This window comes from Flavobacterium sp. NRK1, from assembly GCF_024054175.1.
In the GTDB taxonomy this organism is placed as follows: Bacteria; Bacteroidota; Bacteroidia; order Flavobacteriales; family Flavobacteriaceae; genus Flavobacterium.
In genome coordinates, this window is the sequence record NZ_JAMXLA010000001.1 from 1434408 (window position 1) to 1460922 (window position 26515).

Genomic DNA, 26515 nt, shown 5'->3' on the forward strand with positions numbered 1-26515 from the left:
TTAACAGTACTGTTTTTCCTAATTCTTTCCCATTTGCGCCAATAGTTTTGGCTTCAAATGAAATGAATTATGAAGAATGCTGTTACAACCCTCTTATTACTAATGTTTGTCTTTTCAGGAAATGCCCAACAACTAAAAGACTCTGTTGTGCCGCCTGCAAAACCACTAAAACTTAGCCACGCAGAACCGCTCTATGTTGATTTGATACGGGACCTTGGAGCCCGAAAAGGTGAAAAAGAAATAAATATTGGTTTTGGCGTTAATAATGATAAACAATATGTTTCTTACACCGGATTTGCCGAATATGAGCTTGCTGTTGCCAATAGGCTGGGGCTTGAGGTAGAGGTGCCTTTTGAAATGTATCAGCACAACCATCAGAAAGGAGTACTATTGCCGGATAACAGAATTGAAGGTGTTAAACTGGCAGCACAATATACTTTTTTGGTTTCTGATAAATACCAGACTTCTATGGCAGTAGGATATATTCAGGAATTTGAATTATCTTCTTTTTCAGATATTGACCATAACGGTAAATTGTTTGAAGGTACTTCATACAATCCTATATTTATTGCGGCAAAACGCTGGAGTTCCAATATTCACACCCTTATATATGCCGGACCTGTTGCAGAACAATTTTTTGATACCAATACATGGCGAACTTCTGCCCAGGTAAATGCCAATTTACATTATGTTTTTCATGGAGGCTATTTTGTGGGGGTAGAAACCAACATGGAGTTTTCTGATGAAAAACCATCGTTTGTGTTTCATCCGCAATTTAAAGTACCGTTCTCTAAAAAAGTAAGCCTTGGGGTAGTGGCAGGCATCCCTGCTTCAGATCATGCACATCAGGGATTAAGCGGTATGGTGCGGCTTATATGGGTGCCTTAATTTTTAACGAACTTAAGCTCAGTAGTGCCTTTAGTAGTTTCTAAAACAATAAAATAAACTCCCGTTGCCAAATTCGAAATATCCCATGTTGATTTTTCATGCGTTTCATTAACCTTTTGTCCTATTGCATTAAAAAATAAGGCTTGCTTTACGGCAACTCCGGAAGGAATAACAGCTGATATTGCTGTTGATGCAGGATTAGGAGACAGGTAAGGCTTAAAATAATCTGAAAATACAGAGGTGGTAGTATTAGCCGAAATAATATTTCTTTCGGGATCAAAAGCCAGGTCAGTAACTTCAAAAGGAACATCTATAACATATTCCTGTTCATTGCTGCTGTTTTCTAAAATTTCCAATTGTGTTTGTCCATCTTCTCCAATAAGCAGTAGTGGTACGGGCATTTCAAAATAAGAAACTGAAGGGTCAGACTGCATCTGGAAAATAGTTATTTTAACCTTATTATTCTCAATATTTTCGGCAGTTATATTGTATTGAGGATAACCATCATTATAAATCCAGTCATTAAAAAATTCTGTGAGATCAAATCCTGAAGCTGCTTCAAGATGTTGTTTAAGCTGCGGGGTTTTGGCAAAGCTATAGGCAAGTTGGGGGTCAGCAAGATAGTTTTTTAGTGCTGTAAAAAATACTTCGTCTCCTAATTTAAAACGGAGCATATTTAAAACCATAGCCCCCTTATTATAAGTAAGCCTGCTACTAAACACACGGCTCGAATTTATGGTATCTGTATCTGTAAGATATACGTGGCCATTTAATTCAGAAGTAATATTTGCTGTTGTAGATGCTTTCCAGTTTCTAAAAGCATCGTTACCGTCAAATTCTTCAATTACCATTCCGGCTACATACGTAGCAAATCCTTCATTAAGCCATATGTCTTTCCATGAGCCACATGTTATTTTGTCGCCAAACCAATGATGTGCCAGTTCGTGGGCTATGAGATTACGGCCAAAGCTTCCCACAAACGTTACGGTAGTATGTTCCATACCGCCACCGAAACCACATTGCGCATGGCCATATTTTTCCTGATCAAAAGGATAGGTTTCAAAACGCTGTTCATAAAAATCCATTATTTGAGGAGTTACTGCTAAATTCTGTTCGTTTTGTGCCTGGCTTTCAGGGTACAGGTAATTTACAATAGGAAATTCATTTGGTGCCGTACCTGCCTGCTGCGTAAAAATGTTATAATTGCTTATGGCTATAGCAACCAGATACGCAGGAATTGGATAATTGTGTTTAAAATGAGTGGTTTTAGTACTATCTCCATTATCTGTTTGCGATTGTTCAAGTCCGTTAGAAACACTTACGTATTGAGAAGGAGCTGTTATGTAAACATCTAAGCTGTCTATTTTGTCTGTTAGATCCTGTTTGCAAGGCCACCAGTCTTTTGCTCCGTAAGGTTCAGATAATGTCCATAATATGGGGTCATCTCCATGATGCGATACTACAAAAGCTTCTTCAGTGGAAGGAGGAACTCCCGAATAGGCTACAGTAATTATTGCCTGCGTACCAGCAATTTGTAACGCGGGTAGTGTTATAGTAAGCTCATCGTCTGTGTTTTGTGTAAAAGCCAGTTCGTTACCGTTTTGCTGTACACTACTAACCGTAAGCTGCTGTGAAAGATCGAATACTATTTCACTCATATTTTCTTTTGCAACATAAGTAGTGATTATGCTGCCGCTTATAAAAAGCACATTAGGGTCGGCGGTCAGGTCGAGGCGCTGGTGGAGTATATTATAATTGCCTGTATGGGCATTTGCTGTGAAGGTAGTTAATGCATGTGCCGATTTCCTTTCGGCCTCCGCAATTTGCTCAATATCGTTTACAGCTTGTTGTGCAAAAGCAGGTGCAATGTATAACAAGCTGTATAATATGAGGGTAAAAAGTCTCTTCATAGCAAAAGTTTTATCAAATGTAATGAGAAAAGTGTTTTGTTACAGTTATAAAAAAGTTTATATGGGTAGTTTTAAACCGTTAGGGCAAAGGGATTAATTAAAACATTTCCTTAAATTTGCTCACTTTATAAAAAACCATAACCATGTTACAGACAGCTTTTATTAGGGAAAACAGAGAGAAAGTAATACAGGCGCTGGCTAAAAGAAATTTTGATGCCGCCCCGTTAGTAGATGAAGTGATTGCACTTGATGAGAAAAGAAGACATACTCAGGTGGAGCTAGATACTGTTTTGTCAGAATCCAATAAGCTGTCTAAGGATATTGGCGAACTTATGAAAGCTGGGGAAAAAGCGAAAGCCACCCTGCTTAAAGAAAAAACCACCCAGTTTAAAGAAAAGAGCAAGGAACTTGGCGAAACACTAACTACAGTTAGCGAAGAACTTTTACAGGCGCTTTATAAACTGCCTAACACCCCTGCTGATATTGTGCCGGAAGGAAAAACGCCCGAAGAAAACGTTGAGGTATTTCGTGAAGGTGATATTCCTGCATTGTTTGAAGGAGCTTTGCCACACTGGGAACTTGCCAAGAAATATGATATTATAGATTTTGAGCTTGGGGTTAAAATAACAGGCGCAGGTTTTCCTGTTTATAAGGGCAAAGGTGCAAGACTGCAACGTGCACTTATTACTTACTTTTTAGATAAAAATACAGAAGCAGGTTATAAAGAATATCAGGTGCCTCACCTTGTAAACGAGGCTTCAGGTTACGGAACAGGACAATTACCGGATAAAGAAGGACAAATGTATCATGTAGGTGTAGATGATCTTTACCTTATACCTACAGCCGAGGTTCCTGTTACAAATCTGTTCAGAGATGTAATTATAGAAGAGAAAGACCTGCCTGTATTATGTACAGGATATACACCATGTTTCCGTAGGGAAGCAGGTTCTTATGGTGCGCATGTTCGCGGACTTAACCGTCTTCACCAGTTTGATAAGGTAGAGATAGTGCGTATAGAGAAACCTGAGGACTCTTATCCTGCATTAGATGGTATGGTAGAGCATGTAAAAACATTGCTTAACGAATTAGGATTGCCTTACAGGGTTTTACGACTTTGTGGCGGCGATATGGGCTTTACATCGGCTCTTACCTACGATTTTGAAGTATTCTCTACAGCGCAGGACCGCTGGCTGGAAATAAGCTCTGTATCTAATTTTGAAACATTTCAGGCAAACAGGCTAAAACTGCGTTTTCGTGATAAAGATGGTAAAAACCATTTGGCACACACGCTTAACGGAAGCTCACTGGCATTGCCGAGGGTGCTTGCCGGAATACTGGAAAACTACCAGACACCGGAAGGTATTGTAGTGCCTGAAGTTTTAAGGCCATATACAGGCTTTGATATAATAAATTAATTAAATTTGATATAAATGCTTTAATAAGCATTATATTTAAAACGCGGATGATGCGGATTGAGCCTTAGGATTTTTTCCTGATTGTGTGCTAAATCAGTGTCATTTGCGTTTTTACAATTAAGAAGGTTGCCTATTATGAAAAAGATACTTGCTGTTATAGCTTTTTTCTGTTCGGTCGCGGTGTTTGCGCAAAACGAGCAGCTTGCTTACAATTATTTTGAAAAAGGGGAGTTTGAAAAAGCACTGGCAACCTATCAGGACCTTGAAAAAAAGCAGCCTAACAATACTTTTTTTATTCAGAAGATAGTAGCCTGCATGCAGCAATTGCAGCAATATACCGAAGCCGGTAAATATTTAACGGAAAAACTTACCCGTTATAACCAGCCTATGCTATATGTAGAGTTGGGTTATAATTATCAGTTACAAAAAGATATGGGCAAGGCCGAAAAAAACTATAACCTTGCCATTAAAGCTGTGGCAGATAATCCGTCGTATGCTTATACTGTTGCCAATACCTTTGAACAGAAAGTGCTGCTGGAATATGCAATTAAGGCTTATGATACTGCAACGGCAATAAATAAAAGCATGAATTTTGATTATCAACTGGCATTAATACAGGGGCAGCTTGGCAATACAGACCAGATGATAGAAAAACTATTGTCTTATGCTTATAACAATCCGCAATCGCTGCCGGTTGTGCAAAATCAGCTTTCACGTTTTATGAACGATGAGGTAAGTGATTCGTTTAACGCCTCATTACGTAAAGCCCTTTTAATCAATACCCAAAAGAATCAGGATATTTTCTGGAATCAGTTTTTAAGCTGGTTTTTTGTACAGCAAAAAGAATATGGTAAGGCTTTTATTCAGGAGAAGGCTATCTTTAAAAGAGATCCTGACCTTTTTATGAATATTGTGAGCCTTGCTCATTTTGCAATGGAGGAAAAGGAAGATGATACAGCCCGTGAAATTCTTGATTTTATTCTTAAAAATACAGACGACCCCAATTTGCAAATGCAGACTCAGTTTGATTTGCTTTCTATGGATATTGCTGCTGCAAAGGAAAAAGAGTATCCGGCAATTAAACAGCGTATAGATGCATTAATTGCACAGTATGGCATAACACCCTACTCTTTAGACCTACAGTTGCAAAAAGCCGATTTTGAGGGCTTTTATCTTAACAATACTAAGGCTGCTGCACAAACGCTTGATAATGCCCTTAATCTTCAGTTGAACCGCTATCAGGCTGCCGAGGTTAAAATGAAATTATCTGATATTTTGCTGCTGGATGAAAAATTCAATCAGGCAATTATTTATTATGCCCAGGTAGAAGAAGATCTTAAAAATGATGCTGTTGGTCATGAGGCAAGCCTTAAAGTGGCTAAGACAAGTTACTTTAAAGGAGATTTTCAATGGGCAGAAAAACAACTTAAAGTGCTTAAATCATCATCATCACAACTTATAGCTAATGATGCACTTGAACTTTATCTTTTAATAATAGATAATACGGTAGAAGACAGTACACAGACAGCACTTAAAAAATTTGCCAAAGCCGACTTTAAGCTTTATCAGAACAAAAAAACAGAGGCATTAGAGCAGTTTAAAGATCTTATTGCTAATGACAATACAAAGAGTATTAAAGATATTGCTTATTTAAGAATTGGTAAGATATATGAAAGCCTTGGACAGTATGATCTTGCATTGCAAAATTACCGGCAGATTATAGATAACTATAGTGAAGGTATTTATATAGATGAAGCATTATTTTTTTCAGCAGAGATTTATAATGAAAAATTAAACGATCCTGAAAAAGCGAAGACGCTATATGAAAAGGTAATTTTTGAACATCAGGACAGTATCTATTTTGTAGAGGCACGCAAGCAGTTTAGGTTATTGCGTGGCGATACCAATAGTTAATTGTAACTTTGCATTGGTTATTTATAAAACAACCAAATATCACATCAACAAATAAACTACTATAATGATAATATACAACGTAACTATAAATATAGACGATAGCGTACACGATAAATGGCTTTTATGGATGACAGAAAAGCATATACCTGAAGTACTGGCAACAGGCAAATTTGTAAAAGCTACGTTTGTAAAGGTGCTGGTTGTAGAAGAAATGGGAGGATCTACTTATTCTACGCAGTATTTTGCTGAAAGCCATGAAAAACTGGAATCGTATTATAATGAAGATGCTCCAAGAATGAGAGAAGAAGGCTTAAAGCTTTTTGGCGACAAAATGCTTGCTTTCAGAACAGAGCTTGAAGTGCTTAAAGAATTTTAAAAGGTTTAAATAACCGCCCCGGCCTGTTGCTGCGGGCTACTTACTATTATGGATAAAGTTAAAGCCAAAAAACATCTTGGGCAGCATTTTCTTAAAGACGAAGGCATAGCAAAGGATATTGCAGATACACTTACGCTTAACGGGTATAAAAAAGTACTTGAAATAGGTCCCGGTATGGGGGTGCTTACCAAGTATGTGCTTGATAAGCCCTTAGAAACTTATGTAATTGAAATTGATACCGAATCGGTAGAATATCTCAATACACATTATCCTAAGCTGCATGGTAAAATAATATCTGAAGATTTTTTAAAATACGACATTACTAAAGATTTTGGGCAGGAGCCTTTTGCCATAATCGGTAATTTTCCGTATAATATATCTACCCAAATTGTTTTCAGAACATTAGAGCTCCGTGACAGGATCCCTGAATTTTCGGGTATGTTCCAAAAAGAAGTTGCAGAGCGTATCTGCGAGAAAAAAGGCAGTAAAACTTACGGCATACTATCTGTACTGGCTCAGGCATTTTATGATGCAGAATATCTTTTTACAGTGCCGGAGCATGTATTTAATCCGCCGCCGAAAGTTAAGTCGGGGGTTTTAAGGCTTATCCGTAAAGAAAATTACCATTTGCCGGTAGATGAGAAGTTGTTTTTTAATGTAGTAAAAACGGCTTTTAACCAGCGCAGAAAAACACTTAGAAACAGTTTAAAATCATACAATTTAGCCGATAATTTAAAGGAAGATAGTATCTTTGACCTCCGTCCGGAACAGCTTTCGGTGGAGCAGTTTATAGACCTTACCCAAAAAATAGCGGCGAATGGAGTTTAAAATCAGCAAAGATTTTATTGCTCAGATTGAGCAGTATATAAGTGAAAACCATGAAGAGCAGTTAATTGCACTGCTTGAAGATATTCACTATGCTGATATTGCCGAAATTATGGGCGAGCTGGACAGCAGCGAAGCCAGCTATCTTTTCCAGATTCTTGACAGTGAAAAAACAGCAGAAATACTGCTTGAGCTTGATGAGGAAGTACGTGAAAAGATATTAAAAGATCTTTCTCCTAAAGAAATTGCAGAAGAGCTTGATGAGCTTAGCACTGATGATGCTGCCGATATTATTGCCGAACTTCCGGAAGACAGGAAAGATGAGGTAATACAGGAGCTTCTGGACGCCGATCACGCAAAAGACATTGTTGACCTGCTTCGTTATGACGAAGATACAGCAGGTGGACTTATGGGTAAAGAGCTTGTTAAGGTTAATGAAAACTGGAATGTGCTTACCTGTGTAAGAGAAATGCGTATGCAGGCTGAAAATGTGCAGCGCGTACATTCTATTTACGTGGTAGATGATGAAAATAAGCTTAAAGGCAGGCTGTCATTAAAAGACCTTTTGGTAACCTCTACCAAAACACCTATAAGCGAAGTATATATACCCAAAGTAGATTTTGTAAAAGTTACCACACCCGATGTTGAGGTAGCGCGCATAATGCAGAAATATGACCTTGAAGCCATACCGGTTGTAGATGAACTGGGCAGGCTGGTAGGGCGTATTACTATTGATGACATTGTTGACGTTATTAAAGAAGAAGCCGATAAAGATTACCAGTTAGCGGCAGGTATCTCTCAGGATGTTGAGGCAGATGACAGCATCTGGGTACTTACCAAGGCACGTCTTCCGTGGCTTATACTGGCATTGCTTGGCGGTTTTGTGAGTGTAAGAGTGCTTGGTATTTTTGAAGGCGCTATGGAACATCATAAAGAGCTATTTTTCTTTACACCGCTTATAGCTGCAATGGCAGGTAATGTAGGTGTGCAGTCTTCGGCAATTATTGTGCAGGGCCTTGCTAATAACAGCATTAGCGGTTCGTTATGGAGCCGATTGGTAAAAGAGGTGTTGCTTACTTTGCTTAACGGGTCTATACTGGCTGTAATATTAATATTAGGAAGCCATTTTCTGCTCGATGTTAGTTATGATGTTGGTTTAACAGTAAGTGTGTCGTTAGTTTCGGTTATTGTAATAGCATCACTTATAGGTACATTCGTGCCGATACTTCTTAATAAATTTGGAATTGACCCCGCTCTGGCCACAGGGCCTTTTATTACAACAAGTAATGATATTTGCGGTATCCTTATTTATTTCTCTATTGCCAAGATCATCTTAGGGTTTTAAGCAAGTTGAATTTTTAAATATATTATTTTACCGGAACTTTTTTTGTTGTGGCCACTGGCTCACGGTACCAAAAATTAATCTCAATTTCTTTTATTATTTTATCAGTAATATAAAAAGTCACGTTGCCTCTTTCTTCCTCAAGCTTTATCTCATAGTAATAATAATTATTTATATTATTTAGCGGAGCACCCCAGTTTTTAAAAAATGTAGAATTCTTATATTTATCCATAAGTACTTCTTCGCGGTCTCCTATTCCTATACCATCTACGTAAACAGCATAAGTGTCAGGAAATTTATACTCGGTGTTGGTAATTGTAATTTGTCTTATTTTTTTATACATACCAAAACCCGACTTAATATTATTCAGCCAAAACTCCTGTTTTTATATTCTGAAGTCCACCTCTGTTATTAAATATAGAATCGGTTGTTACCATTTGAAAAGGAGTAATTTTGGTGCCGAAATCTCTGCGGGTCAGGCCATAAACAGGCTTGTTGCCTATAACTATTTTATCGGTTGATATGGAATCCTTTACCCGTGATGCAATTTCTGAAGTAAAATCCCGGCTATTAAAATCCTGAATATCTTTTGTAAAAGCTGAAATAATACAGTCAGAAGGATCTAAGTATTCTTTTTCTTCTTTAGGAAAATATACTGATCTGTTATCACATGAGGTAAAAATGGTGTCTTTATAGCTGTTAATTTCTACCACAAACATATTGGGTATTGTTGTTCGGTTAAGTTCTCCTTCCGTACAATGATAATCTTCCTGCTCCCATTCTTTAGCGCTTTTTTTTAATTGAATAAGATTGTAAGCGATGGTATCATTATACGATTGCATGGCCTGTATATAATATCCTACTCGTCCTTGGTTTTTCATATAAGGCAATAAACTACAGGCTCCTTCATCGTCTTCGTTAACAAGCCGGTAAGCTGTAACTCTGGTAAAGTTTTTAAATTGCTGTTGTGCATTACAAATACTGCTCAGCAATAGTAAAGTGAGAATGTATTTCATGGTTGATTTGGTTTTACTCTAAAGTAGTGATTTATCTTACAACGTGATCTTTAAATTTTAGTATGCACGTTTATAGCAAATTAAAACTTTACAGTATATGTTGCCCTTTATGTAACTTTGCATAACAACAATTTTAAAGTAATGAATATAAAAGTTCTTCACATAGACAGTAACAATCCTATACTTTGGAATGAGTTGGAAAAAGCAGGTTTTGAAAATCATGCGGACTACAAATCATCTAAAGAAGAAATAGAAACTAAAATTACCCAGTATAATGGTGTGGTTATAAGAAGCCGTTTTGATATTGATAAAAAGTTTCTGGATGCGGCAACTAACCTTCAGTTCATAGCGCGTGTAGGTGCTGGGCTTGAAAGTATAGATTGCGATTATGCCGAAAGTAAAGGCATACATTTAATTGCTGCTCCCGAGGGTAACCGCAATGCAGTTGGGGAACAGGCTTTAGGAATGCTGCTATCGTTATTTAATAACCTTAACAGAGCCGACAGGCAAATACGTAACGGTCAATGGATTCGCGAAGGAAACAGGGGGCATGAGCTTGATGGTAAAATAGTAGGTATTATCGGCTATGGTAATATGGGTAAATCGTTCGCAAAAAAACTACGCGGATTTGATGTAGAGGTATTATGCTATGATATAAAACCTATGGTAGGCGATGTTAATGCAAAACAGGTTTCGCTTGATGAGCTGCAGCAAAAAGCTGATGTATTAAGCCTTCATACACCGTGGACGCCTGAAACTAATAAAATGGTGAATTCAGTATTTATAAATGGTTTTGCCAAACCTTTCTGGCTTATAAATACCGCAAGGGGCAAAAGCGTTGTAACGCAGGATCTGTCCGATGCATTAAAATCCGGGAAAGTACTAGGTGCCGCACTTGATGTTCTGGAATACGAAAAATCGTCATTTGAGCATTTGTTTACCGATGGTGCAATACCGGAAGCTTTTCAATACCTCATGGATTCAGATAATGTATTGCTCTCACCACATATTGCCGGCTGGACATTTGAAAGCCATGAAAGGCTTGCACAGGTAATTGCAGATAAAATTAAAGCCGTTTATTTTAATGACAGTGTCAGTAAAGAGGAAGAGATAAGAGTTACAGGTGTGGGAGGATTCTTCTTTAGATCGGAAAATCCGGAAGCTTTAAGAGATTGGTATAAAAAACACCTGGGGTTGAATACTGATAATTATGGCTGTACTTTTTGGTGGAAAGATAAAAATGGTGACGATGCTTCTACACAATGGTCTCCTTTTGCCGCGGATACTGATTATTTCAATCCGTCACAAAAACAGTTTATGCAAAATTTCAGGGTGCAGGATCTGGATAGTTTAATTTTAAAATTAAAAGAAGAAGGGGTAACCCTGGTTGGTGAACCTGAAACCTACGATTATGGAAAATTTGGATGGATATTAGATCCTGAAGGCAATAAAATTGAGCTATGGCAGCCTAATGATAAAGCGTTTTTGTAGATTAAGTTTGTGATAATTTGTTAAATATTTTTGAAGGCAACTAAGTAAAATTTTTATTTTAGCTGTTCGGTTAAAAAGGAGTAGCCTGAAAATTCTTAAGAGTAGGGACAAATCAACACAAAACATTTATTATGATCAACTGGTATTTAAAAGTTGTCAGAGACAATTATGCAAATTTTTATGGAAGGGCAAGACGAAGTGAGTATTGGTATTATACACTTTGTGGAACTATTATAAGTTTACTGTTAAGAGTAATAGACTATGCTATAGGGCTGGATTTTAATATAATGGGCACTCTTTATTCCCTTGTTGTACTTATTCCCGGATTAGCTGTTACGGTAAGAAGAATGCATGATATCGGTAAAAGCGGATGGTATGTTGTATATTTTATGATTCCGACGTTTATTGCGGGATTCTGGTTTGGATTTAGTATTGTTAGTGGAGGTAATTCAGGATTTTCAGGCTGGATTATTATACCGCTGCTCTTATTAATTATACCATCAATATGGATGTTGGTGCTTCTATGCAGAGAAGGTGACTCAGACCCTAACGAATATGGTCCGGATCCAAAAAAGCCTTATAGTGAAATTGAAGAAATAGGTACTGTACAAGATGTTTAATATCTAAAAAAAAATCCCACTCATTGAGTGGGATTTTTTTTAGATATGTTCTTCACCTTTTTCGGCAAGTTTTCTTTCCAGTTCAGCCTGAAATTCTTCCATAACAGGTTTTACGGTGCTTTCCGGCAAGTCTGCAATGCGTATGTACATTAAGCCATCTATGGCGTTATTAAATAGCGGGTCTACATTGAAGGCAATAACTCTTGCATTTTGTTTAATGTACTTTTTAATAAGTACCGGCAGCCTAAGGTTGCCCGGCTCTACTTCTTCAATAAATTTGTCAAACTTATTAAGGTCGGCCTCGGCTTCATTAAAAACAAAGTCTTTATCAGCATCTTTAAGTTTTACTTTATATTCTTTTTTAGGATGCACATATTGTGCAATATAAGGATCATAGTAGTGCGATTTCATAAACTCGATCATCAGCGATTTTGAGAAATCAGAAAACTGGTTACTTATACTTACTCCGCCAATAAGGAATTTATGATCGGGATAACGCAAGGTAGTATGAACAATGCCTTTCCATAACAGGAATAGCGGCATAGGCTTCTGCTGATAATTTTTTATAATAAAAGCACGTCCCATTTCTATAGACTTGCTCATCATATCATACAGTTCAGGTTCAAACCTAAACAGGTCGTGAAGATAAAATCCGTCTATCCCATATTTGGTATAAATTTCAGATCCTAATCCCATTCGGTATGCACCTGCAATTTGCTTGGTTTCATCATCCCAAAGAAACATATGATGATAGTATTTATCATATTGATCAAGATCTAAAGACTCATTAGTTCCTTCACCCACCTCGCGGAAAGTTATTTCCCTAAGTCGTCCTATTTCATGAAGTATATTGGGAATATTATCTGCCGATACAAAAAACACCTCATAATTTTTACTTTGCAGCAAACGGAAATCACCTTTGCGAAGAGCAGCTACTTCGGCCATTATTTTATCATGGTGTGCCGGTGTTGCTATATCTTTAGGGCCCCTTGACGATATTTTGAGGTTTAAATTAGATGCATACGTCTCAATAAGTTTTGTTCCCTTTTCAAAAGGATTAGCAAGCATGTATGTTTTTATACGGATGAACTCAGTATACGATTCCAGTGTTTCATATTCGCTTTGTTCTGCAACAGATATAGGTTTTCCAATTCTTACTTTAATGACGCGGTCTTTCTGCGTAAGCAGTTCAGAAGGAAGTTTTGCCGTTCTTAATGTGTCGCTAAGCTGTGAAAGAAAATAAAACAACCTGCTGTTTTTAGCATGAAAATATATAGGTACTACAGGTACTTTTGCCTTTTTTATTAATTTCATTGCGCCTTCTTCCCAGGGTTTATCTACCACAAGTTTATCATCTTTATAGGTAGATACTTCTCCTGCAGGAAAAATGCCCAGCGGTTTGCCGTCGCTAAGGTGGCGAAGTGCATCTTTAATACCATTAACGCTCGATTTGGCATCCTTATGGTTTTCAAAAGGATTAACCGGCATCACATAGGGTTTAAGCGGCTCTATGCGGTGTAGTAAAAAATTAGCAATAATTTTAAAATCAGGATCCTGCTCCAGCATAAGTTTTAAAAGCAGTATTCCGTCTATCCCGCCAAGCGGATGGTTAGATACTGTAATGTAAGGACCTTTTTTTGGAAGACGTTTAAGATCTTCTTCAGGTATTTCAAACTTTATCTGAAATTCATTAAGTATAGCATTCAGGAATTCAAGATCGCTAAGATTCTTGTTCCTGTCGTATATTTTATTTAGAGTAGAGATCTTAAGGACCTTCATCAGAAGCCAGCCTGAAAAAGTACCTAAAAAACCATATTTGTCAGTCTTTATTGCTTTTGCAACTTCTTTAGCTGTAACTAAACTCATTCTACATTCGTGTTTCGGGCGAAAAACAAAGATAGCAATTATAGCGAAACGTTAAGAAGGATTATTTTTTTTAATTATTTTTATTAAATCAACTCTTATCTCCTGATTAAAAATGGTTTAGATTCAAATTTTTTTAAATCTTCCTATTTGTATGGTTTTTTGGTTACTTTTGAAATTCAAATGACACACAATGAGGATTATTTCTTACAATGTAAACGGTATTCGTGCTGCTTTTACAAAAGGTTTTATGGATTGGCTGAAGCAGGCTGATCCGGATATTATATGCCTGCAGGAGATAAAAGCTACTCACGATCAGGTAGCGATACATGAAATTGAAGCAGCAGGATATCCTTACCATTACTGGTTTTCGGCACAAAAAAAAGGGTACAGCGGCGTTGCTGTATTTTCTAAACACAAACCCAATAATGTTGTATATGGAACAGGTATAGAACATATGGATTTTGAAGGCAGGAATCTCAGGCTTGATTTTGATACATTTTCTGTTATGAGCCTGTATCTTCCGTCAGGAACGAACATAGATAGGCTTGAGCATAAATTTAAATATATGCGCGATTTTCATGATTATATAGATAATCTTAAAAAGGAAATTCCGAATCTTATTATATGCGGTGATTATAATATTTGTCATGAGGCGATTGATATACACGATCCTGTGCGTAATGCAAAGGTGTCAGGTTTTTTGCCTGAAGAAAGAGCCTGGCTGGATGCTTTTATAAATAACGGATTTATAGATACTTTTAGACATTTTAATAAAGAACCGCACAACTACAGCTGGTGGAGTTATAGAGCTAATGCACGCAATAATAACAAAGGCTGGCGTATAGATTATGCCCTGGCTACTGAAAGTATGCGCGAAAGACTTACAAGAGCCGTAATTTTACCTGAAGCAAAACACAGCGACCACTGCCCGGTACTTGTGGAGTTTGAATAAATAATTACCAATAAATACAAATACAAAAATGAGAATTAAAACCATATCAGCAGGATTGATTGCTTTGGCAATGTTGACCAGCTGTGTTTCTAAAAAAGTATATACTGACCTTGAGAGTAAATATGCAGAACTGAAAAAAGAGAACAGATCACTGGCAGATGAAAATGGTTCTTTGACTAAGGAAAAAAATGAGCTTGATTTAAAATCAAAAGATCTACAAGCGCAACTCGACAAGCTTAAAGCGGAAAGAGACAAACTTGCAAAAGATTATGCATCTGCAAAATCAGGACTTGATAACCTTCAGTCTTCATACAACAGCCTTGAAAAAAGCAGTGGCGAAACAAATGCAAGTATAAACAAGAAAAACCGCGAGCTTTTAGCAGAACTGGAAGCGAAAGAAAAAGCACTTGCTGCAGAACAGGAAAGGCTTGACAAGCTTAAAGCTGAATTACAGGATCGTTCACAACGTGTAGATGAGCTTGAAGGAATGATAGCTGCCCAGGAAGCAGGACTTAAAAAGCTGAAAGAAACATTATCTAAGGCGCTTAACGGATTTGAAGGTAAAGGTTTAACAGTAGAGCAAAAAAATGGAAAAGTTTATGTTTCTATGGAAAATAAACTTTTGTTTGGATCAGGTAGCTGGAATGTGGGGTCTGAAGGAAAAAAGGCAGTAGTAGAAGTTGGTAAGGTACTTGCTGCTAATCCTGATATATCAGTTCTTATAGAGGGCCATACTGATAATGTTGCTTATAACGGCAGCGGACAAATTAATGATAACTGGGACCTTTCTACAAAACGTGCCACAGCTATTGTACATATACTGAGCGAAAATAAAGATGTGAATCCGAAAAGCCTTACCGCAGCAGGAAGAAGTGAGTATGCCCCTGTTGCCGATAATGAAACTTCTGATGGAAAAGCAAAAAACAGAAGGATAGAAATTATTCTTACTCCTAAACTGGATGAGCTATCTAAAATGCTTAATGATATTTAATAAGTTGTAACACATAAAAAAAATGCCCCTGGAAATTTCAGGGGCATTTTTTATGATATTTAAAAATTTAATTAATAACCAGCTTTCTGTTGTATTTGCTTCCGTCCATTTCTAAAGAAAGCATGTAAACACCGCTTTGTAATTTAGAAGTATCAATTCGGGTATCATTAGTTCTTATTTCGGTTTCCATTACCAGCTGTCCGCTCATGTTAAATATAGTTGCAGACCCTATAGTAATTCCGTTTTTAATATCAATAAAAATTTCATCATTGGCAGGATTTGGGTGTATGGTAATCTGACTATTTTCAAACTCATTAAGTCCGGCAGTAGTGTCGGTGATTTTATAAACAGAACCATTGTTTCCTGCAATATAAAGTTCTCCGTCAAAATCTTGACCAAACGTTGTAAAGCCACCTTCAAAAGTACCTGCCCACGTAAGAATGTTATCAATATTTACATAACCTATTTCATTTGTACAGAAGTCTGCAAAGAAGTATTTGCCATATAAATTAGGATAATTAGTGCCTGTGTACACATAGCCTCCGGTTATAGAACAACGGGAAGATCCTTCATGTAAGTATTGAGCAACGGGTCCCGTATATACTCCTGTATCTGAACATTGAGATGTATCATACTCCTGATTACCTTCATAACATTTCCATCCATAATTTACAGCAGCCGTTGTAGAAGGCATTTTGTTTATTTCTTCTACTGCACCTTGTCCTACGTCAGCAATCCACAAATCTCCATTAGATCTGTCAAATGAAAATTTCCATGGATTACGAAGCCCTAATGCCCATATTTCGTCTGCGGCATCTGTACTAACAAAAGGATTAGTGTCTGGTATATAAGGAGCATCGGCATCAACATCCAGTCTTAATATTTTACCTAACAATCCGTTCACATCCTGGGCTCTATTGCCAGGATCTCCTGCGTCTCCGCCGTCACCTGTAGCAATATACAGGTAATTGTCAGGGCCAAAGCGCAGGCATCCTCCATTGTGGTTGCTAAAAGGCTGTTCTATGGTAAGCATTATTATAGCAGAAGCGGGATCAGCACTATTATCATTATCTTCACTTTTAGTATATCGTGCAATTACAGTATTGCCTTCATCATTTATGTAATTAACATAAAAATATCCGTTTACATTATAAAAAGGATGAAAAGCTAATCCTAAAAGGCCTCGTTCTCCACTAAAATTTACAATTGAAGAGATATCAAGAAAATCTGTTTCATTTACAGTTCCATCAGTTTTAAGTATCTTAATATGTCCGCTTTGTTCAGCTACAAATAAACGGTCATCGCCTGCATTCACAATTTCTGTTGGGTTGTCAAATCCATCAGCAAATAATTCCAGGTCTATAGTTTGCGAGGTTACTATTCCCGTGACAAACAGAAAAAGCAATAATAATTTTGTTTTCATAGCAGTGAATTTTATAGGTTTATATACTAAAATTACTACATTAAAAACGAAATAACATTCTGGTTAACAAAACATTATAAGTTAAGTATTGTCTTGTTTTTTGGATACTTAACACGATAACTTATTCTTACTTTTTTAGTTTCAGATGGTTTTAGGTTTAGTTCCCACGTTAATAATCCGGTCTCTTTATCAATTTTAGCATTGTCACTTTGAAGGAGTTCTGTTTCTATTTCTTTGTCTATACTTATTGGGTACTGATCTTTTACAGTTAGTTTTACATCCTCTTTTTTATTGTTACGAATAATTATGTCGTATGTAAAAGTTTGCTCCCTGCCCGAAGAAAGAAACTTTGTACCTGATTTTTCTGCAATTTTCTCGCGTTCAATAGCAATTTTTTTATCCCTGCCCATACTAAGGCTTAATGTGTCGCTAGTTTGCGAAGGGTTAATCCGGGTTTTCCCAATATACATTCCGTCAAAAATAATGTTAGCCTCGCCCTGTAGTAAATTGTATTGGGAATAGTCAGCTATTTCAGCAAGCAAAAAGGCTTTCTGCTCAAGTTTAGGTACGGCATAATGCTTATAAGCAGCAGGTAGTTTTATTTCTTTAAGTGTAACACTGTGCTGCTTTCCGTTAGAGAGAATATCATAAGGAAGATCAATATCAAAAGAAACATTCATCTGATTTTCGGTGATTGTTGTGTAGTTAGAGATATTAGATTGTATACTGGTTGTAGTACGGTATCCTTCAACTACAACATCAGATAATTCTGCGGGGGTTCCTGTTCCGGTAGTTACATTCAGTCCCGAAACCTGACCCTGAAGGCTTTGTGTAAAATTTGTATTTGGTCTTCCTTGTATAATACGCTTATAGTTCATATTTGCGGCTAAACTCAAAAACCAGGTGTTTAGTTCAGGGGCATAGCTGCTTTGATTAGGTGTGCCGCTGGAAAGTGTAAGTTTTACTTTTTTCCAGTCAATTCCTGTTTGTTGTACAATTTGGCCTTTGTACAGCATGTTTATAGGAGAAGAAGTATCATCAGCCCTCAAATCATATAAAGAAAACCATGAAGCATTTGGAGTAAGATAGGTAATATTTAAAATAGTGCTTAAAGCTGTTTCACTCATTACCTGGAGCACAAGCTTACCTGAAGATGTTTTGTCCTGCTTGCTTGTGTCTATTTCAAGTTTGCTTTTTAAGGTCATTCAGCTTTTCATTCAGTTTTTGTTCTTTGGTATAAAAAGCATTTATAGCATTAGCGGTTTCAGTTCGTTTGGCTTTGTAGTAATCTACCATTTTCATTAGTTCTGCTACACTAAGGCCGGATTGTTCTCCGTAAACCTGATTATTTTTATCCAGCAGTTCCAGTGTTTTTTGTTCCGATGCTTTTTGGTTTACAACGAGTACCAGCTCTTTCTCTATAAGCTTAATGCTGTCGCGCACTTTTTTTATTATGGGAGAAGTTTCATCCGGTTCAAATTCCGAAATATAATCATTGGTAAACTGCACAGACATTATAGTAAGATTTTCCGGGGCACTTATTTGAACAGTGCCTTCGTTAAGGTAACTGACAACGTTTTTAATTACAAGTTCACTTGTACCCGCAGGTAATGTAACTGATGTTGTTTGTGTGATTTCGGCCGCATTAAAGTAAACTGTCGTTGCCTTTACTTTTGCAGTAGTAAAAACAGGTTTTTGGGCAAATGCAACAGCAGATGCAAAAAAAAGCAGAATAATAATCTTTTTCATAGTATTTAGTCTTTATACTACTATAGATTATCATTCTGCCTAAAAGGTTGGGAAACCTTTAAAATATTTTAAAATGCCCTTTTGCCCAGATTAAAGAAAAAATCCTGAACGCCCGTGGTATCATTTTCAAAAGGGTTAACCTGCTTAAGCCTTAAGCTTGCACGGGCACGCCCGGTAACGCTTATATTGCCTGATTGTAGAATGGTATCTTCAGGCACAAGCAGCCCACGTCTTAGCATAAGCTGTTTAATGTAGTCATTGTGTTTAACGGCAAAAGGCTTAAGGTTGCCTTCATCATTAAACTGCCACATAAAGCCTTTTGGCCTTGGTATAATACTTGCCAGGTAAACGCATTCATCAAGCGTTAACTGGCTTGGGCTTTTATCAAAATAATAAGATGCTGCTTCACCAATACCATATACATCGGGTCCCCATTCAATTATATTAAAATAAACCTCAAGCATACGCTCTTTACTGGCAATACGATTATTTTCAAGTATATAAACCAAAAGTATCTCTTCAAGTTTGCGTGAAAGTGTTTTCTCTCGTGTAAGGAATACGTTTTTAACAAGCTGCATACTTATAGTACTTGCTCCGCGCGAAAATTTCTTAGTTTTTATATTCTTGATTATAGATTGCTTAAAGGCTTCATTAATAAAACCTCTGTGATTAAAAAACGAAGGGTCTTCGCTTGTTAATACCGCTTTGCGCAGGTAAGGCGATATCTGGTCTAAAGGGGTATAATAGGGGTTAGATTCAGTAAGTAAAACAGGGCGCTGCACCCTTCCATTATCTATTGCCCTATAGGTAAATCCGGTGTTAAGCTTGGCAAGATCGGCTTCACCATATTTAATGATTTTTAAACCGTCTTTTTTAAGCGAGCTGTCAAAAACTAGTGCGTTAGGCTTGTTTTTATTATACATAAAATTCAGGTCGTAGCTAAAGCTTCCCTCAGCTTCCATACCTTCAAAATTGGTAAAAAGCCCATTGGGTAAAGACACTATAAAATCCTGCGCCTGCATTTTAGGGATGTGCGCCTTTAACTCATATATGGTATCGCCTGCAATGCTGTATTTTAAAAATGGCTTTACCTTTATTTTATTTAACTGCATTGTAGACGTACTGTCTAAGGCTATAAAGTCTGATCCGAAAAGGAAACGATAATCAAAACGTGCATTATCTATAACCACATCTTTTTTAGCAATGCGTGCATGATTTATCATGAAATTACGTATAGATGCATAACCGTCAACATGAAGCTGACCGCTGTCCATTTCTATGTTATCTACATTTAAATGAATAGAATCAAAGCCTGATTTAAGGCCGTAACGTTCGTTTAAATAAGGTATTTCAATGCGTGTTGTGTCGGTATTGAAAAAATCAAGATTAGCCTGTTTGTTTCGTGGATCGGCAAAGCCTTTCACTTTCCAGTTTTGAGCGATATCTTTTGCACTTACGCCAATGGTAGATTCGAGTTGTTTATCTTCCAGCTTTAAATTCATAAGGTTAAGCGTTACCTTTCTGCCCATATCGTCAAGGCGAAGTGTAAGGTTTTTTAACCTCATATCGGTAGGTACAAGATTTAATGCACGGTGTAATAATTTATAAGCTCTTGATGCATAATCAGTGCCTTCATTATCATCATTTAATTCTTCTTTGTCTTTTTTTCTAAGGAAAGCATCAAAATTTTTACCATTGGCATTTTTTACAAGCTGAATAAAACCATTTTGCATTCCCAGCGTGCCAAGCTGAATATCAGCAGTTAACAATCGTGACAGATTAATGCTGGTTTTAATTTCGTTAACGCGCAAAAGCGTATCGGCATTTTTAGGTGTAAGGCTTATGCCTTTCATCTCTATACGCGATAGCCCTTTAAACGTAGCCTCTTTTACAACAAAGGAACTATTATATTCACTGCTCATCTTGTCTGAGATCCTCGCAATAGCTTTATTAAGAAGTACATTGCGGAAAGCAAAAAAAGATATAACTGAGAGGATAATTACAACTACAGCTATCTTTAAAACTAATAGTGCTATTTGTTTGCCGTTTTTTTTACGCATTATATATAATTACCTAACCGAACAAATGGGCAGCTACATCTTCAATTTTTGCTACCAGCCTTATTTCGATAAGAGTGTTTTTTAATGAAATTTTATTGTACTTAGATACAAAAATAGTAGAAAATCCTAACTTTTCCGCTTCAAGTATGCGTTGTTCTACTCTGTTTATAGGTCGAATTTCCCCTGAAAGGCCTATTTCCCCTGCAAAACAGAAGTCTTTATTTACCGGAATATCTTCGTTGGAAGATAGTATTGCAGCCACCACGGCAAGGTCTATAGCCGGGTCATCCACATTTATACCGCCCGTAATATTAAGAAATACATCTTTTGCACCAAGCCTGAAACCTGCTCTTTTTTCAAGCACAGCTAATATCATATTAAGCCTTTTGGCATTGTAACCGGTTGTTGAACGTTGCGGGGTACCATACACAGCTGAACTTACCAGTGCCTGTATTTCTACCATAAGGGGGCGCATGCCTTCCATAGTTGTAGCAATGGCAGTTCCACTTAGTTCTTCTTCTTTATGCGATATTAATATTTCAGATGGGTTGGCTACTTCGCGTAATCCTGTACCAAGCATTTCATAAATACCTAACTCTGCAGTAGAACCAAAACGATTTTTTAATGATCGCAGTATGCGGTACACATGATTGCGGTCACCCTCAAACTGAAGTACGGTATCTACCATATGTTCCAGTATTTTTGGGCCTGCTATGCTGCCATCTTTGGTTATGTGCCCTATAAGAATGACAGGTACATTGGTTTCTTTGGCAAACTTTATAAGTTCTGCCGTAGTTTCCCGTATTTGTGATATACTTCCTGCAGACGATTCTATATAATCGGTATGCAGGGTTTGTATAGAGTCTATAATTACCACTTCAGGCAGTATAGTCTCAATTTGCTTAAATATGTTTTGGGTTTTAGTTTCGGTAAGTATATAGCAATTATCGGCAGATGGTGTTATTCTTTCAGCACGCATCTTAATCTGTTTCTGGCTTTCCTCACCCGATACATAAAGCGTACGGTAAGGAAGCTTTAATGATATTTGCAATAACAGTGTACTTTTTCCAATACCAGGTTCACCGCCTAAAAGTGTGAGTGAACCGGGCACGAGTCCGCCTCCCAAAACACGGTTCAGCTCGGCATCTCCGGTATTAAGCCGTATTTCTGCAGCCGAATCTATCTCGTTTATTTTTAACGGGCGCGCTGCTTTTTTAACCTCTCCGGTAGAGGGTTTCCAGGCCTGTTTTTCTTCTTTTTGTATAACTTCTTCTACAATGGTATTCCATTGTTTGCATGAGTTGCACTGCCCCTGCCATTTAGCATACTGTGCCCCGCAGTTTTGGCAAAAAAAGGAAGTTTTTAGTTTGGCCATTTATGGTTGTCTCGTTTATTTAAGGTTTTCAGCTTTATCAAGCATCATATCTTTTGTATACTCGCCTACTTCGCTTAAACTATAAGCTTTCATGTAGGACTTGATTGCTTTTTTATTGTCGTCCGTTTTTTCGTAGTATAACGCAGTGTAATACTCAGAAAAAGTTGTTCGCGGATAATTTTTAGATGCGACATCTGACAGAGCTTTTAATTCTTCGTAAGCACCATTTTTTAATATTGCTGCTTCTATAGCTCTGAAATCATTAAGCCTTATAGGTATCTTAACGCCCAGATCTTCCTGAATGATCTTATATTTTTGAGTCAGATAATCCACATATCCCGATTGCAGCGTAACAATTTTTTCCTGATATTCAGTAGAAGTTATAGGCTGATAAACAGAAAATATGTGATACATAGCTTCCGGTATAGCATAAGGCACAAGTGAATAATGCGATGCATTTTTAATATCGTCAAAATAATATTTTAAAGTTGGGCTGCTAACCTTTTTAATGTTTTCATCAAGTGTTTTTATCTTTTTCTGCATTTTCATTACATCTCCATCAGCAGTTGCAAGATAATAATAAATAGGTGTCTTTATATCAGCAAGCCTTTCAGGTACATGAATATCCATGTCTTTTGGCAGTTCCGGGCTAAGTACTATATACGCATTAAACAAAGGATTTTCTTTATACAAAAAGTAATTAATGTAACCTGCGGTTACATCGTGCCCTGCAATTATTTTAAAAGGGGAAACCCTGTACTTTTTATCTACATACGGTAATAGTTCGGTAGCAATAAAATCAAAAAATTTTTCGCCAAACTCATCAGGCAGTCCGGTTTCTTTATCTATACGGCAGTCGGTTGCCCTTTCATTATCACGGTTTTGGTTAATTCCAACAATTATAACTTCAGGTAAATCATTCCAGTATTCTGTATAAGAAAGCATGCCCGAAAACGGATCTACAAGATAATCACCATCAAGCAAAACCAACAAAGGATACTTTTTGTTTTTATTTGCCGGCAAATCGTAAGAAGCCGGAGTTACAACGGTAATCAGCCTTGTAGTATTTAATCTTTCAGATGGTAGCTCTTCAGTTTTTTTTTGCGAGAAAAGAGTGGATGTAAAAAGTAGTAAAAGTAGTAGGGTGTTGGTTTTCATTGCTTTACATGTTTTTAGTAGAAATGCGAAGCAAGTTAGCAATTATTTGTGTCTATAGAGTAAAGGTAATAATAAAAATGAGAGTGCTCCTAAACAAACAATCATGCCGGTTTGCGATGTCCACACGAGCCATCCAAAGGCGGTTCCTGCTACTTTAGGCACGGCATATAATCCTAAAATGCCTGCAATTGCTGCAGGGTAAACCCCAAAGCCTCCGTTGCTAAAAGTAATGGCCAAGCTGCCTATTACAAAAGCTACACAAACAACACCAAAGCTCAGGCCTGCAGTTTCGGGCAAGGCATATATAGTAACATAAAACATTAATACATAAGTAAACCATATGTAAACTGACAATAGTAAAAAAGGCCATTTATTTGGCATTTTAAATACGCTTAATGTTCCTTCTACCAGTCCTGATATTTTTTCTTTCAGTTTTAACAGCCATTTGTTTTTGCTGTATATGTAAAAAAGAATTGCCCCTGCCATAAGCAACGCACAAGCTATACCGTAAATAACAAGATTCTGGTAAGGTATATTCTTGCTAAGATAATCCTGAAGGGTACTAAATTGCAGAATTATAGTACCTGTAACACAAAACAGCAGCAAAAATAAATCTACAACCCTTTCGCTTATAATGGTACCCAGTCCTTTGTCAAAAGGTACGTTGCTATAGCGCTTAAGCACAAGTGCACGGCTTACCTCGCCACTGCGGGGTACTGTCATATTCATAAGGTAGGTAATGCATACAGCACTAAACTTTATCATAAAAGGGCTTTGGTAGCCAATATGCGAAAGTGTATATTTCCAGCGGTATGCACGTGCTATGTGGCCTGTTAAACCAATAAAAAGCGATAAGTAAATATAATTGTAATCGGCGTTTTCAAAATAGCTTTTAATCTCTTCAAGCTGTGCCGGTGTAAACTGGCTGTAAGTATATATAATTAAAAAAACTCCCACGGATAGAGGGAGTATTATACTTAATAATTTACTTAATTTTTTATTCAAACCTACGTTAGGGTATTGTCTTTTTCGTTAGGAAAAACTAATGATGGCTTAAATGATTTAGCTTCTTCAAAATCAAGAATACCATATGATATAATAATAATAATATCGCCCTTCTGTACTTTTCTGGCAGCAGGGCCATTCAGGGTAATGTCGCCACTATTCCTGTTACCTTTAATAGCATAAGTTTCAAGGCGTTCACCATTATTAATGTTCACGATAGAAACTTTTTCACCTTCAATAATATTAGCAGCTTCCATTAACGCTTCGTCTATAGTAATGCTGCCTATGTAATTTAAATCAGCTCCAGTCACCATAACGCGGTGAATCTTGGACTTTACAACTTGAATTTGCATGGTGCAAAGGTAATCAATTTAATGAAATATTGTCAATTAACCTAACATTGCTTAAAAAAACCGCAATAAAACCTCTGTATTCCTTATTATCTTTAGTATTTGCAGGTACAAGGTCATCTTCTGCGGCTATTTCAAAGTAATCCATTTTAAATTCCGGATGGGTAGAAAAAGCATCATAAACATATTTTTTTACGGCTTCAATGCTTTCATTTACAAACTTTTCGCGCGCTTCTTTCAATGTTTTATATATAAAAGCGGCTTTGTTTTTTTCTTCGTCTGTCAGCCGTCCGTTTCTTGAGCTCATAGCCAGGCCGTTTTCTTCGCGGCTTATGGGGCATCCTACAATATTTATAGGCATACCAGTTTTTTGTACAAGTTTTTTAACGATCTGTAATTGCTGAAAATCTTTTTCGCCAAAATAGGCATTGGTGGGCTTAACTATTTCAAATAATTTTTTTACAATGGTGCCAACACCATCAAAATGCCCTGGGCGGTGACTGCCTTCCATCTGATATTCAAGACCGTCAAAAGAAAAGTGAGCAGATTCAGTGTTTCCATCATACATTTCATCTACAGACGGTGCAAAAACTATAATAGCATCACTAACGGTTTTTATTTTCTCCACATCAGCTTCCAGCGTTCGGGGATATTTTTTCAGGTCTTCCTGATTATTAAACTGAGTAGGGTTTACAAAAATGCTTATTACAGTTATAATGTTTTCCTGAAACGATTTTTCCAGAAGTGAAAGATGTCCTTTGTGCAAAGCGCCCATTGTGGGTACAAAACCAATCGTAGATTTATTGTTTTTATAAGTTGATAAATGTGAAATTAAATCAGCTTTATTGTTAAAAATGAGCATCGGATTTATATTAAATTGGAAGCAAAATTAATATAATAGTTACAAAATGCGCAAAATTGTTTAATTTTGCGTGTTTTAACACCCTATAAATAAATATAGTTTTAATATGGAGGATAAGAGGATATTGTATGTATCATCTGAAGTAGTGCCTTATTTGGCTGAAAATGAAGTGTCTTTAATGTCGTATGATGTGCCGAAAATGATTAATGACCAGGGCGGGCAAATAAGAATATTTATGCCGCGCTATGGAAATATTAACGAAAGAAGGCATCAATTACATGAGGTTATCCGATTATCAGGAATGAATTTGGTAGTAAATGATATGGATATGCCCCTTATTATTAAGGTTGCATCTATACCTAAAGAAAGAATACAGGTTTACTTTATTGATAATGATGAGTATTTTAAAAGAAAAGCTACATTTAGTGATGAAGACGGGGTACTATATCCCGATAATGACGAGAGAGCTATATTTTTTGCCAAAGGAGTTGTTGAAACAGTAAAAAAACTAAACTGGGTTCCTGATATTATTCATGTACACGGATGGCTTGCAGGCATGCTTCCGGTTTATATGAAACATTATTATAAAGATGAAGCGCTTTTTGCAGACACAAAAATTGTTACATCTGTATATAACCAGTCTTTTGAAGGTACACTTGATAATAATATGCTTAAAAAAGTATTGTTTGACAATGTGCCGGAAAGTGATGTAAAGATGCTTGAAACACCTGATTATGTGAATGTAATGAAGGCGTCAATAGCACATTCTGATGCTGTTATCATCGCTTCAGAAAACCTGTCTGACGAATTAGTTAAGTTTGTTGAAGCATCAGGAAAACCATTCCTTCCGTTTGTTGATAAAGATAAATTTGCAGAAGCATATACTAATTTCTATAGAAATCAGGTTTTATAGTAAATCTAAAAAAT

General features: G+C 36.9%; 24 protein-coding genes and 1 pseudogene. 12 read left to right on the top strand and 13 right to left on the bottom strand.

Annotated features, from left to right (window positions below; all coding sequences use genetic code 11):
• Positions 1-69: 69 nt before the first annotated feature.
• Positions 70-888 (top strand): HAEPLYID family protein, encoded by an 819-nt coding sequence (locus tag NHE85_RS06810; RefSeq protein WP_252810969.1) that lies wholly within the window; start codon positions 70-72, stop codon positions 886-888.
• Here the strand turns inward: NHE85_RS06810 and NHE85_RS06815 are convergent.
• Positions 885-2798, bottom strand: a complete 1914-nt coding sequence (locus tag NHE85_RS06815; RefSeq protein ID WP_252810971.1) for a M1 family aminopeptidase — start codon at positions 2796-2798, stop codon at positions 885-887. The genes NHE85_RS06810 and NHE85_RS06815 overlap by 4 nt on opposite strands.
• Positions 2799-2941: 143 nt before the next feature.
• Here NHE85_RS06815 and serS point away from each other — a divergent pair, with 143 nt between their 5' ends.
• The 5 genes from serS to mgtE all read left to right on the top strand — a co-directional run bounded on the left by serS (position 2942) and on the right by mgtE (position 8673).
• Positions 2942-4213, top strand: coding sequence for a serine--tRNA ligase (serS, locus tag NHE85_RS06820; RefSeq protein WP_252810973.1), 1272 nt, complete (start codon positions 2942-2944; stop codon positions 4211-4213).
• 135 nt (positions 4214-4348) lie between these two features.
• Positions 4349-6127 carry a tetratricopeptide repeat protein gene (locus NHE85_RS06825; protein ID WP_252810975.1) on the top strand — a complete coding sequence of 593 codons (1779 nt, stop codon included), beginning with the start codon at positions 4349-4351 and terminating at the stop codon, positions 6125-6127.
• 64 nt (positions 6128-6191) lie between these two features.
• Positions 6192-6503 (top strand): DUF4286 family protein, encoded by a 312-nt coding sequence (locus tag NHE85_RS06830; RefSeq protein ID WP_252810976.1) that lies wholly within the window; start codon positions 6192-6194, stop codon positions 6501-6503.
• A gap of 48 nt (positions 6504-6551) precedes the next feature.
• Positions 6552-7331, top strand: a complete 780-nt coding sequence (gene rsmA / locus NHE85_RS06835) for a 16S rRNA (adenine(1518)-N(6)/adenine(1519)-N(6))-dimethyltransferase RsmA (protein ID WP_252810978.1) — start codon at positions 6552-6554, stop codon at positions 7329-7331.
• The gene (gene mgtE / locus NHE85_RS06840; protein WP_252810981.1) at positions 7321-8673 is read left to right on the top strand and encodes a magnesium transporter; all 1353 of its coding nucleotides are present in this window, start codon (positions 7321-7323) and stop codon (positions 8671-8673) included. Before rsmA ends, mgtE begins: the two co-directional genes overlap by 11 nt.
• Positions 8674-8695: 22 nt before the next feature.
• On the opposite strand, the gene NHE85_RS06845 is transcribed toward mgtE, so the two are convergent.
• Entirely contained in the window at positions 8696-9013 is a 318-nt protein-coding gene (locus NHE85_RS06845; RefSeq protein ID WP_252810983.1) for a hypothetical protein, read from the bottom strand.
• 19 nt (positions 9014-9032) lie between these two features.
• Positions 9033-9686 carry a hypothetical protein gene (locus tag NHE85_RS06850; protein WP_252810985.1) on the bottom strand — a complete coding sequence of 218 codons (654 nt, stop codon included), beginning with the start codon at positions 9684-9686 and terminating at the stop codon, positions 9033-9035.
• A 141-nt stretch (positions 9687-9827) separates the two neighbouring features.
• Here NHE85_RS06850 and NHE85_RS06855 point away from each other — a divergent pair.
• The 3 genes and pseudogenes from NHE85_RS06855 to NHE85_RS06860 all read left to right on the top strand — a co-directional run.
• A pseudogene (locus NHE85_RS06855) lies at positions 9828-10766 on the top strand (2-hydroxyacid dehydrogenase); the annotation flags it as partial.
• A gap of 45 nt (positions 10767-10811) precedes the next feature.
• Positions 10812-11177 (top strand): VOC family protein, encoded by a 366-nt coding sequence (locus NHE85_RS16835; protein ID WP_374676574.1) that lies wholly within the window; start codon positions 10812-10814, stop codon positions 11175-11177.
• A gap of 131 nt (positions 11178-11308) precedes the next feature.
• The gene (locus NHE85_RS06860; protein ID WP_252810988.1) at positions 11309-11797 is read left to right on the top strand and encodes a DUF805 domain-containing protein; all 489 of its coding nucleotides are present in this window, start codon (positions 11309-11311) and stop codon (positions 11795-11797) included.
• A gap of 39 nt (positions 11798-11836) precedes the next feature.
• Here NHE85_RS06860 and NHE85_RS06865 read toward each other — a convergent pair whose 3' ends face one another.
• The gene (locus NHE85_RS06865; RefSeq protein ID WP_252810990.1) at positions 11837-13663 is read right to left on the bottom strand and encodes a lysophospholipid acyltransferase family protein; all 1827 of its coding nucleotides are present in this window, start codon (positions 13661-13663) and stop codon (positions 11837-11839) included.
• A 190-nt stretch (positions 13664-13853) separates the two neighbouring features.
• Between NHE85_RS06865 and NHE85_RS06870 the strand changes: the two genes are divergently transcribed.
• Both NHE85_RS06870 and NHE85_RS06875 read left to right on the top strand, forming a co-directional pair.
• Positions 13854-14615, top strand: a complete 762-nt coding sequence (locus NHE85_RS06870; protein ID WP_252810991.1) for an exodeoxyribonuclease III — start codon at positions 13854-13856, stop codon at positions 14613-14615.
• 28 nt (positions 14616-14643) lie between these two features.
• Entirely contained in the window at positions 14644-15606 is a 963-nt protein-coding gene (locus tag NHE85_RS06875) for an OmpA family protein (protein ID WP_252810993.1), read from the top strand.
• A gap of 67 nt (positions 15607-15673) precedes the next feature.
• Here the strand turns inward: NHE85_RS06875 and NHE85_RS06880 are convergent, their stop codons facing one another.
• From NHE85_RS06880 to panC, 9 genes are all read right to left on the bottom strand, one after another.
• Positions 15674-17029 (bottom strand): sorbosone dehydrogenase family protein, encoded by a 1356-nt coding sequence (locus tag NHE85_RS06880; protein WP_252810996.1) that lies wholly within the window; start codon positions 17027-17029, stop codon positions 15674-15676.
• Between the two features lie 74 nt (positions 17030-17103).
• Positions 17104-18234, bottom strand: coding sequence for a DUF4139 domain-containing protein (locus NHE85_RS06885; protein WP_308219347.1), 1131 nt, complete (start codon positions 18232-18234; stop codon positions 17104-17106).
• Complete coding sequence (locus NHE85_RS16800; RefSeq protein ID WP_308219348.1) at positions 18212-18778, bottom strand: DUF4140 domain-containing protein; 567 nt, start codon at positions 18776-18778, stop codon at positions 18212-18214. The genes NHE85_RS06885 and NHE85_RS16800 overlap by 23 nt, the downstream gene beginning before the upstream one ends.
• Positions 18779-18846: 68 nt before the next feature.
• Complete coding sequence (locus NHE85_RS06890) at positions 18847-20838, bottom strand: transglycosylase domain-containing protein (RefSeq protein ID WP_252810998.1); 1992 nt, start codon at positions 20836-20838, stop codon at positions 18847-18849.
• A 13-nt stretch (positions 20839-20851) separates the two neighbouring features.
• The gene (radA, locus tag NHE85_RS06895) at positions 20852-22213 is read right to left on the bottom strand and encodes a DNA repair protein RadA (RefSeq protein WP_252811000.1); all 1362 of its coding nucleotides are present in this window, start codon (positions 22211-22213) and stop codon (positions 20852-20854) included.
• A gap of 15 nt (positions 22214-22228) precedes the next feature.
• Positions 22229-23371: an alpha/beta hydrolase gene (locus NHE85_RS06900; protein ID WP_252811002.1), complete on the bottom strand. Its 1143-nt coding sequence runs from the start codon at positions 23369-23371 to the stop codon at positions 22229-22231.
• 42 nt (positions 23372-23413) lie between these two features.
• Positions 23414-24376 (bottom strand): lysylphosphatidylglycerol synthase transmembrane domain-containing protein, encoded by a 963-nt coding sequence (locus NHE85_RS06905; RefSeq protein ID WP_254004411.1) that lies wholly within the window; start codon positions 24374-24376, stop codon positions 23414-23416.
• 2 nt (positions 24377-24378) lie between these two features.
• Positions 24379-24729, bottom strand: coding sequence for an aspartate 1-decarboxylase (gene panD, locus NHE85_RS06910; protein ID WP_252811007.1), 351 nt, complete (start codon positions 24727-24729; stop codon positions 24379-24381).
• A 13-nt stretch (positions 24730-24742) separates the two neighbouring features.
• Positions 24743-25588, bottom strand: coding sequence for a pantoate--beta-alanine ligase (gene panC, locus NHE85_RS06915; RefSeq protein WP_252811009.1), 846 nt, complete (start codon positions 25586-25588; stop codon positions 24743-24745).
• A gap of 106 nt (positions 25589-25694) precedes the next feature.
• On the opposite strand from panC, the gene NHE85_RS06920 reads away from it, so the two are divergent.
• Positions 25695-26501 (top strand): glycogen/starch synthase, encoded by an 807-nt coding sequence (locus NHE85_RS06920; protein ID WP_252811011.1) that lies wholly within the window; start codon positions 25695-25697, stop codon positions 26499-26501.
• Positions 26502-26515 lie beyond the last annotated feature (14 nt).